Source organism: Streptomyces zinciresistens K42, assembly GCF_000225525.1.
GTDB classification, from domain to species: Bacteria; Actinomycetota; Actinomycetes; order Streptomycetales; family Streptomycetaceae; genus Streptomyces; species Streptomyces zinciresistens.
Window position 1 is genome coordinate 1 of sequence record NZ_AGBF01000218.1, and the last position, 10,132, is coordinate 10,132.

General features: G+C 74.0%; 6 protein-coding genes and 1 pseudogene. All 7 read left to right on the forward strand.

Features of this window, described 5'->3' with window-relative positions:
• Positions 1 to 506, forward strand: a pseudogene (locus SZN_RS31950) (cell division protein FtsK); the annotation flags it as partial.
• A 164-nt stretch (positions 507 to 670) separates the two neighbouring features.
• Positions 671 to 2,035 (forward strand): ABC transporter substrate-binding protein, encoded by a 1,365-nt coding sequence (locus SZN_RS31955; RefSeq protein WP_007503193.1) that lies wholly within the window; start codon positions 671 to 673, stop codon positions 2,033 to 2,035.
• A 67-nt stretch (positions 2,036 to 2,102) separates the two neighbouring features.
• The gene (locus tag SZN_RS31960) at positions 2,103 to 3,386 is read left to right on the forward strand and encodes a carbohydrate ABC transporter permease (RefSeq protein ID WP_007503195.1); all 1,284 of its coding nucleotides are present in this window, start codon (positions 2,103 to 2,105) and stop codon (positions 3,384 to 3,386) included.
• Complete coding sequence (locus tag SZN_RS31965; protein WP_007503196.1) at positions 3,383 to 4,297, forward strand: carbohydrate ABC transporter permease; 915 nt, start codon at positions 3,383 to 3,385, stop codon at positions 4,295 to 4,297. The genes SZN_RS31960 and SZN_RS31965 overlap by 4 nt, the downstream gene beginning before the upstream one ends.
• 170 nt (positions 4,298 to 4,467) lie before the next feature.
• On the forward strand, positions 4,468 to 6,729 hold the full coding sequence (locus SZN_RS31970; RefSeq protein ID WP_007503198.1) for a bifunctional glycosyltransferase/CDP-glycerol:glycerophosphate glycerophosphotransferase: 2,262 nt from the start codon (positions 4,468 to 4,470) through the stop codon (positions 6,727 to 6,729).
• Positions 6,730 to 6,930: 201 nt separating this feature from the next.
• Positions 6,931 to 9,135, forward strand: coding sequence for a bifunctional glycosyltransferase/CDP-glycerol:glycerophosphate glycerophosphotransferase (locus SZN_RS31975; RefSeq protein ID WP_007503199.1), 2,205 nt, complete (start codon positions 6,931 to 6,933; stop codon positions 9,133 to 9,135).
• 1 nt (position 9,136) lies between these two features.
• Positions 9,137 to 10,132, forward strand: a 996-nt coding sequence (locus SZN_RS31980) for a glycosyltransferase family 2 protein (RefSeq protein ID WP_007503200.1), incomplete at its 3' end; no start/stop codon positions are given.

The following is a 10,132-nucleotide window of genomic DNA, read 5'->3' on the forward strand; positions in this document are numbered from 1 at the left end:
CCCGGCTCGTGGTGGTCGTGGACGACCTGGACGCGCTGATCTCGCCCGCGCTGGGGTCCACCGGCAGGCCCTCGGCGGGCTCGGTGGTCCGCGCGCTGGAGGCCGTGGCGCGCGAGGGCGAGCGGCTCGGCGTGCACCTGGTGGCCGCGTCCGCGACCGGGGGCCGTACGGCGGACTCGGAGCCCGCCCGCCGGGCCGCGCTGCGGGTGACGCTGGAGGCGGTGGCGGCGGGAGCGGACGAACCGGCTCCCGGCCGGGGCCGGTTGGCCCGGCCGGACGGACGCGTGCTGGCCTTCCAGGGCGGCCGGGTCACGGGGCGCATCCCGCGCACGGCGACGCTGCGGCCCACGGTGGTGCCGCTGGAGTGGCACCGCATGGGCGATCCGCCGGCCCGCCGCCCGGTGCGCGAGCTGGGCAACGGCCCGACCGATCTGGCCCTGCTGGCCAGCGCGTTGGAGCGGGCCGCGCGCGAGGTCTCCGCGAGCGAGGTGCCCTCGCTGCTGTGACGCCGCCCGGCCCGCCGCGCCGCGCGCGAGGCGCCCGGTCACGAGGCGGTCACGATCCCCCGGTCGGCGCCGGAGGCGGTCTTGCCGCCCTTCGCGGCAGGGCGTAGACCGGATCCACGGGACAGCGCCGGAACGTTCGACGAGGCACGAAGAACGGGGCCGTGATGCGCAGTACGAGCAGGAACCGGACCACCAGGGCAGCGGCGGCCGTCGCGGGCGCCCTCGCGCTCTCCCTCTCCGCGTGCGGGGGCGGCGGCGACGACAACGGCGGCGACCAGGGCGGTCCGGGCGGGAAGAGCGCCGCCACCGTCACGCTTCCCGCGCTGAAGGGGCGGAGCCTGGAGGTGGCCGCCGTCTGGACGGGCGCCGAGCAGGCGAACTTCAAGAAGGTCCTCGCCGAGTTCGAGAAGCGCACCGGCGCCAAGGTCACCTTCGTGCCCGCGCAGGACCCCATCATCAACTTCCTCGGCTCCAAGGTCGCGGGCGGCCGGCCGCCGGACGTCGCGATGCTTCCGCAGCCGGGCGCCATCAAGCAGGCCGTCGACAAGAAGTGGGCCAAGCCGCTGGGCGCCGAGGCGGTCAAGGAGCTCCGGGAGAACTACGCGCAGGGCTGGCAGGACATCGGCCAGGTCGACGACAAGCAGTACGGCGTCTACTACAAGGCCGCCAACAAGTCCCTGATCTGGTACAACGCCAAGGTCTTCGAGAACGCGGGCGCCTCCGAACCCACCTCGTGGGACGAGCTGCTGACGGCGGCGCGGACGGTGTACGACTCCGGTGTCACGCCGTTCTCGGTGGGCGGCGCGGACGGCTGGACCCTCACCGACTGGTTCGAGAACGTCTACCTCTCCCAGGCCGGCCCCGAGAAGTACGACCAGCTCGCCCGGCACGAGATCAAGTGGACCGACGCGTCCGTGAAGGACGCGCTCACCACGCTGGCGCAGGTGTGGGGCAAGAAGGACTACGTCGCGGGCGGTGCGACCGGCGCGCTGCAGACCGACTTCCCGACCTCCGTCACCCAGGTCTTCACCGGCGGCGACCAGCCGAAGGCCGGCATGGTCTACGAGGGCGACTTCGCGCAGGTCAACATCGCCCAGGCCAAGGCGGACGTCGGCACCGACGCCAAGGTGTTCCCGTTCCCGTCCGTCGGCGGCACCGCGCCCGTCGTCTCCGGCGGCGACGCGGCCGTCGTCCTCAAGGACTCCGAGGCGGCGCAGGCGCTGGCGACCTTCCTCGCCTCCCCGGACGCGGCGACGATCCAGGCCGGGCTCGGCGGCTACCTCTCGCCGAACAGGAACGTCCCCGCCTCGGCCTACCCGAACGACGTGCAGCGCAAGATGGCCAAGGCGCTCGTCGGCGCCGGGGACGACTTCCGCTTCGACATGTCCGACCAGGCCCCGCAAGCGTTCGGCGGCACGCCCGGCAAGGGCGAGTGGAAGGCGCTCCAGGACTTCCTGAAGAACCCGGCGGACATCGCCGGCACCCAGCGGAAGCTGGAGTCCGACGCGGCCGCGGCGTACGGAAACTGACGCGGTGGCCCCGACACGGGCGGCGGGGGCCACCGCGGTCCCCGCCCCGACCGGGCCGCGCAGGAGCGTGACCGGCACCCGCCGGCTCGTGGCCGTGCTGTTCCTGCTGCCCGCCCTGGTGCTGCTCGGCGCGCTCGTGGTGTACCCGATCGGGTACTCGGTGGTCCGCAGCTTCTCCGACCAGTCCGGCGGCGGCTTCGCCGGATTCGCCAACTACAGGGAGCTGTTCACCGACGACGGCATCCGCACGGCCCTCAAGAACAACGTCGTCTGGGTGGTGTTCGCCCCGACGGTCGCGACCGCGCTCGGCCTGGTCTTCGCGGTGCTCACCGAACGGGTGCGCTGGGGAACGGCGTTCAAGCTGGTCGTCTTCATGCCGATGGCGATCTCGATGCTCGCGGCGGGCATCATCTTCCGGCTGGTCTACGACCAGGACCCGGACAAGGGCGTCGCCAACGCGGTGTGGGTCGGCGTCCACGACACCTTCGCCCAGTCGTCCGCCTTCCCCAAGGCGCACCCGGGCCGCCGGTCCCCGCTGGAGGCCGCGCCGGGCGGCGGCTTCCTCACGAGGGACACGGCCAGCGCCGGCTCCCCGGTCGCCCTGCCCCTGGTCGGCGTCGCCCCCGACCAGATGCCGGACGGCGCCGGGCGGGCCGCGGCGGCGACGGCGGAGCCGGGGAAGGTCACCGGCACCACCTGGCAGGACTTCACCCGCGGCAAGGGCGTCGGCACCCTCGGCGGGGTCGATCCGGGCGAGCTGGGCTACGCCGGGATGCGGGTCGAGGCCGTCCTAGACGGCAGGGTCGTGGCGTCCACGACGGCGCGCGCGGACGGCACGTTCACCCTGCCCGCCGCCGCGGACGGGGCCCTGCTGCGGCTGCCGGCGGACAACTTCAAGGCGCCGTACAACGGCGTCGACTGGCTCGGCCCGTCCCTGGTCACCCCGGCCGTCATCGGGTCGTACGTCTGGATGTGGGCCGGTTTCGCGATGGTGCTGATCGCGGCGGGGCTCGCGGGCATCCCCCGCGATCTGCTGGAGGCGGCCCGGGTCGACGGCGCCAACGAGTGGCAGGTGTTCCGCCGGGTCACGGTGCCGCTGCTGGCGCCCGTCCTCGCGGTCGTCACCGTGACCCTGATGATCAACGTGCTGAAGATCTTCGACCTGGTCTTCATCATCGCCCCGGGCTCCTCCCAGGACGACGCCAACGTCCTGGCGCTGGAGCTGTACCGCAAGGGCTTCTCCGAGGACCGGCCGGGCGTCGCGAGCGCGATCTCGGTGTTCCTGCTGCTCCTCGTGATCCCGGTGATGTGGTTCAACATCCGCAGGCTCAGGCGGGAGGCGCGGCGATGAGCGCGGACACCGGCACGGCGACCGCGGCGGACCCCGGGCCGCCCGCCGCGGGCACGCGCGGGCGGTCCCTGGGCGCCCGGCTCGCCTCGCTCGTCAGCGGCGGACTGGTACGGGTGTTCCTCGTCGTGGTGGGCCTGTTCTGGCTGGTCCCCACGTTCGGGCTGCTGCTGTCCTCGCTGCGGCCTGCGGACGCGATGTCGGCGAGCGGCTGGTGGGACGTCTTCAGCAAGCCCTCCCAACTCACCTTCGCCAGTTACGGCAAGCTCCTCGGCAACGGCGACATCACCGGCTCGGTCCTGAACACCGTGCTGATCACGGTCCCGGCGACGGTCCTCGTCGTGGTGATCGGCTCACTCGCCGGATACGCCTTCGCGTGGATGGAGTTCCCGGGCCGCGACTGGTGGTTCCTCGGCGTGGTCGGCCTGCTGGTCGTGCCGGTGCAGGTGGCGCTCATCCCGATCGCCGAACTGTTCGGGAGGATAGGCGTCTTCGGGTCGCTCACCGGCGTGATCGCCTTCCACGTCGGCTTCGGCCTGCCGTTCGCGATCTTCCTGCTGCGCAACTTCTTCGCCGAGATCCCCCGGGAACTGCTGGAGGCCGCGCGGCTGGACGGGGCGGGTGAACTGCGCCTGTTCCTCCGGGTCGTGATGCCGCTCGGCGGGCCCGCCGTCGCCGCGCTCGGCATCTTCCAGTTCCTGTGGGTGTGGAACGACATGCTCGTCGCGCTGATCTTCACCGACGCCGACAGCCAGCCGATCACGGTCGCCCTGCAGACCCAGGTACGCCAGTTCGGCAACAACATCGACGTCCTGGCGCCCGGCGCGTTCCTCTCCATGGTGATTCCGCTGGCCGTGTTCTTCGCGTTCCAGCGGCAGTTCGTGTCCGGCGTGATGGCGGGGGCGGTCAAGTAGCCCCCGGCGCACCCGACAACGCCCCGGGGGGCGGGCCGCGACCGGCCCGCCCCCGCGGGTCACGCACAGTCCCCCGTATGCCGTACGTCCCGTAACCAAGTCACTCCATCGGCCGTTGCCGGGCAAGGCGCTGTCGCCGCCACCACCCCGGCCGACCCAGTGGAAGTCCCTTGCCCAGGTTCAGTGTCATCGTCCCCGTGTACAAGGTCCAGGCGTACCTGCACGAGTGTCTGGAATCGGTGCTCACCCAGTCGTACCCCGATCTGGAACTGATCGCGGTCGACGACCGCTCCCCGGACGCCTGCGGCGCGATCATCGACGAGTTCGCGGCCCGGGACCCGCGCGTGCGGCCGGTGCACCTCGCGGAGAACCGGGGCCTGGGGCCGGCCCGCAACGCGGGCATGGCCGAGGCGGCCGGCGACTACCTGGTCTTCCTCGACAGCGACGACACGCTCACCCCGGACGCCCTGCTCGCGATCGCCGACCGGCTGAAGGAGACGGGCGAACCGGAGGTGCTGGTCTACGACTACGCGCGCACCTACTGGACCGGCGAGACGGTCCGCAACCAGGCCGCCGCCCGGCTCTCCGAGGAAGGCCCGGCCCCCTTCCTGCTGACGGACCGGCCGGAGCTGCTGCGGCTGCTGATGGTGGCGTGGAACAAGGCGTACCGGCGGGACTTCGTGGAGCGGGAGGGCCTCGCCTTCCCGCCCGGCTACTACGAGGACACGCCCTGGACCTACCCGGCGCTGATGGCGGCGCGCTCCCTCGCGACCCTGGACCGGGTGTGCGTGCACTACCGCCAGCGCCGCCGCGGCGGCATCCTCGGCACGGTCAGCGACCGGCACTTCGACATCTTCGAGCAGTACGACCGGGTCTTCGCGCACCTCGACGCCCGGCCCGAACTCGCCCGCTGGCGGCCGCTGTTGTTCCACCGGATGGTGGACCACCTGATCGTGGTGTTCGCGCGCCGCGACCGGCTGCCGCGCCGCAGCCGCGCCGCGTTCCTGCGCAGGGCCCGCGCCCACTACCGCCGCTACCGCGCCCCGGGCAGCCCCGTGCCGCCCCGGGCCAGACTGCACCACGCGCTCGTGCGGCACGGCCTGCACCGCAGCTACCACGCCCTGCGGCTCACCGCGGCCCTGCTGCGCCGCGCCGCCGGACTCGCCCGGCGGCTGCTGAGGACCCTGCGCGCCGGCGCCCTGCGGCTGCACTACCGCCTCCAGCGCTGTCTGCCCGTGCGCAGCGACCGGGCCGTCTTCGCCGCGGACGGCGTGCCCGGCCACGGCTGCCATCCGGGCGCCCTGGAGCAGGCGTTCCGCGCCCATGCCCCGCACATCCGCACGGCCTGGGTCACCGGGACCGGGCAGCGCGCGGCGGTTCCCGAGGGCACCCGCGTGCTGCGCCCCGGCACGGCCGCGTACTGGACGGCGCTGGCCCGCTCCCGGTACCTGGTGCACAACGCCGCCTTCGACGGCCGCTTCGCCAAACGGCCCGGACAGGTCCTGGTGCAGACCCGGCGCGGCACCCCGCTCAAGCACATGGGCCTGGATCTGCGCGAACGCCCGGCGGCGGCCGAGGAGTTCGACGCCGACGCGCTGCTGGACGACGTCGACCGGTGGGACTACCTCGTCTCGGCCAACCGCCACTCCACCCTGACCTGGGAGCGCGTGTACCCGGGCGGGTACACCACCCTGGAGTACGGCGGCCCGCGCAACGACGTCCTCCAGCACGCCACGTCCGCCGACGTCGCCCGCCTCCGGCAGGAGCTCGGCATCCCCGAGGGCGCCGTCGCGATCCTGTACGCCCCCACCCACCGCGACTACCGCCGCACCCAGCGCACCACCCTGGACCTGCACCGCGTGCTGCGCCGGCTGGGCCCGCGCTTCGTGATCCTGGCCCGCGCCCACCACCGCCACGGCGGCCCGCTCGCCCCCTCGGGCGGCCGGCTCCTCGACGTCGGCGGCCACCCCAGCGTCGAGGCGCTGTGCCTGGCCTCGGACGCCCTGGTCACCGACTACTCCTCGATCATGTTCGACTACGCGGGACTGGACCGCCCGATGGTGATCCACGCCGAGGACCAGGAGGCGTACGAGGCGGCCCGGGGCACGTACTTCGACGTGCGCGCGTTCCCGCCGGGCGCGGTGGCGCGCGACGAGGACGAGCTGATCGACATCTTCGCCACCGGCCACTGGCGCGGCTCGCGCTCGGCGGAACTGCGCACGGCGTTCCGCGCGCGCTTCTGCCCGCACGAGGACGGCCGCGCCGCCGAGCGGGTCGTACGCCACGTGGTGCTGGGCGAGGCGGGCGGGCCCGCCGCGGTGCCGGTGGCGGACCGCCGTCCCGTACCGTCGGCCGCCGCGTCGCCGGTGCACGCCGCGCCGGCGGCCGTGCCGCAACCCGCGGGTCCCGCGCCCGTCACCGAGAGCCTCTGACCGCCGTTCTCCCCGGAGAGGAGTCCGTATGCCCTCCAGCCCGTCCCGGCCGACGCCCAGGGCGTGGACCTGGCGCCCCGCCGGGCGCCCCGGCCGTCGCCCCGCCGGCTGACGCGCCCGCGGTCCGCCCGGACAAGCGCCGCCCCGGGCGTCCGGCCTCCCTCCGCACCCGGCCGCCCCCACCTCGACAGAAAGGGCAGTATGCCCCGCTTCAGCATCATCGTCCCGTCCCATGGTGTCGCGGGCCGGCTGTCCCGGGCGCTGGACTCGGTCCTCGCCCAGTCCCTCGGCGACTTCGAGCTGATCCCGGTCCGCGACGCACCCGGCTCCCCGGCGGCGGACGTCGTCGCCGGGTACGCCGAGCGCGACCGCCGGGTGCTGCCCGCCGACTCGCCTCCTTCGGCCGGGCTGGCCGGGGCGCGCAACGCGGGGGCGGCGGCGGCGACCGGTGACTGGCTACTGTTCCTGGACGGCGACGACGAACTGGTGCCGGGCGCGCTCGCGGCGGTGGACGCGCGGCTGCGCGCGACCGGCGACGTGGACGTCCTGCACTTCGAGCACGAGCGCGTCCCCTGGTGGACCGGCGAGCCCACCAACCCGGCCGCGCCGGTGCTGGCGCGCACACCCGAGGTGGCCTTCTCCCCCGGCCAGGCGCCCCGGCTGACGGGCGTCGAACTGCCCGCCTGGAGCGCCGCCTACCGGCGCCGCTTCCTCACCGAACACGAACTCGCTTTCCCCGAGGGCCACTTCACCGACATCGCGTTCGGCGCCCAGGTGATGCTGTGCGCGCGGCGCCTGGCCGTGCTGCGCCAGGTCGTCGTACGGCATCTGCTGCGCCGGCAGGGCAGCCGGCCCGGACTGCCGGGCGCGCACCACGTCGAACTGCTCGACCAGGCGGAGCGGGTGCTGGTGCGGGCCGTGGAACGGGAGCTGCCCGCGCGACGGCTGGGGCCGCTGTTCGAGCAGCTCTTCGCCGCGGTGCTGAAGACGGCCGCCCACCCCAGGCGGCTGGGGCGCGGGCGGCGGGCGTTCTTCCGCCGGGCGGGCGCGCTGTACCGGCGCCATCGTCCGGCGGGGTACAGGCCGCCCGGCGGCAGTCTCGGTGTGCAGCACCGGCTGCTGGCGTGCGGGGCCTACACGGCGTTCCGCGCGCTGCGGGCGGTCAACCGGGCGGCGGCGGGGGCCCTGGCGGGCCTGCCGCGGCCGCGCGGGCTGCGCACCCGGCTGCGCTACCGGCGGCAGCTGCGCCGCCCGCTGGACCCCTCACTCGCCGTGTACTGCGCGTACTGGGGGCGCGGCTACCTCTGCAACCCGGCCGCGATCCACGCCAAGGCGCGCGAACTCGCCCCGCATCTGCGCGCGGTGTTCCTGGTCGAGCCGGACCAGGTGCGCCATGTGCCGAAGGACGTCGAGCACGCGGTGATCGGCAGCCGGGCCTACTGGGACGTGCTGGCCCGCGCCGCGTACCTGGTCAACAACGCCAACTTCGCGGACGCGGTCGTCAAGCGCGCGGGCAGCGTCCATCTGTCGACCCAGCACGGCACCCCGCTGAAGAGGATGGGTGCCGACCAGGCGGTGTACCCGGTGGTGGCCGCGGCGACCGGCGGCATCGGCAGGCTGCTCGCCCGCGTGGACCGCTGGGACTTCAACCTCAGCTCCAACGCGCACTCCACGCAGATGTGGGAGAGCGCCTACCCGGCGGCGCACGAGACGCTGGAGTACGGCTATCCGCGCAACGACGTCTTCTACACGGCGGACGCCGCCGACGTCGCCCGCGTCCGGCGTGAACTCGGCGTCCCCGAGGGCAAGAAGGCGCTGCTGTACGCGCCCACGCACCGCGACCACGCCTCCGGCTTCACGTCCGGCCTCGATCTCGCGGCGCTGTGCGAGGAGATCGGCGAGGAGTACGTGGTGCTGCTGCGCGCCCACTACTTCTACGACCGAGGCACCGCGCGCGGCGGCGGCCGGATCATCGACGTCACCGGGCATCTGTCGTCCGAGGAGGTGTGCCTGGCGGCCGACGCGCTGATCACGGACTACTCGTCGATCATGTTCGACTACGCCAACCTGGACCGGCCGATCGTGGTGTACGCCGACGACTGGGACGTCTACCGGGAGCTGCGGGGCGTGTACTTCGACCTGATGGAGGCACCGCCCGGCCGGGTGGCGCGGACCCCGCGGGAGCTGGCCGCGGTGCTGCGCGACGGTTCCTACGCGGACGCGGGGGCGAGGGCGCTGCGCACCGCGTTCCGGGAGCGGTTCTGCCAGTTCGACGACGGGCTCGCCGCCGAGCGCGTCGTACGCCGGGTGCTGCTGGGCGAGCCGCCCGAGGCGATCCCGCCGGTGATCCCGCTCGCCGAGCGCATCCCCGCGCCCGCCGCGACGACGACCCTCGTGAGGAGCTGACGTGCCCCGCTTCAGCATCATCGTGCCCGTCTTCAAGGTGCAGGGCTTCCTGCGGGAGTGCCTGGACTCGGTGCTCGGGCAGTCGTACGCCGACTTCGAGGTGATCGCGGTCGACGACCGCTCCCCCGACGGCTGTCCGGCGATCCTGGACGCCTACGCCGCGCGCGACCCGCGGGTGCGGGTGCTGCACCTGCCGGAGAACGTGGGCCTCGGCCGCGCCCGCAACGCGGGCCTGGAGCGGGCGCGCGGCGACTACGTGCTCTTCCTGGACAGCGACGACCAGTACACGCCCGGTCTGCTGGAGGCGGTCGCCGGGCGGCTGGCGCAGACCGACGACCCCGACATCCTGGTCTTCGACCACGTGCGCACGCACTGGTGGGGGCGCGGGGGCCGCAGCACGGCGGCGGACCTGCTGGCGGCGGCCGGTTCGGGCACCTTCCGCGTCCGCGAGAGCCCGGAGTACCTGCATCTGTTCCTGGTGGCGTGGAACAAGGCGTACCGGCGCGCGTTCTTCCTGGAGCACGAACTGGGCTACGCCCCGGGGCTGTACGAGGACGCGCCGGTCACCTACCGCTCGATGGTGCTGGCCGACCGGGTCGCCTGTCTGGAGCGGATCGGGGTGGAGTACCGCCAGCGGCGGCAGGGCGCGATCACCAGGACGCCGGGGCGCCGGCACTTCGACATCTTCCCGCAGTACGAGGGCCTGTTCGCGTTCCTCGAAGGCCGTCCCGACCTGGCGTGGGCGCGCCCGGCGCTGTTCGAACGGGCCCTGGACCACATGCTGTTCGTCCTCGCGCGCGAGGACCGGGTGACCCCGGCGGACCGGGCGGACTTCTACCGCGGCATCCGCGCCTTCCACGCCCGTCATCTGCCGGAGGGCTTCGTCCCGCCGGAGGGCCGGCGCGGCGCGGAGATGCGGCTGGTGGCCTCGGTGCCCTACGCGTCGTTCGCCGCGGCGCGTTCGCTGCACGGGCTGCGCCGGCTGGCGGCGGGCGGG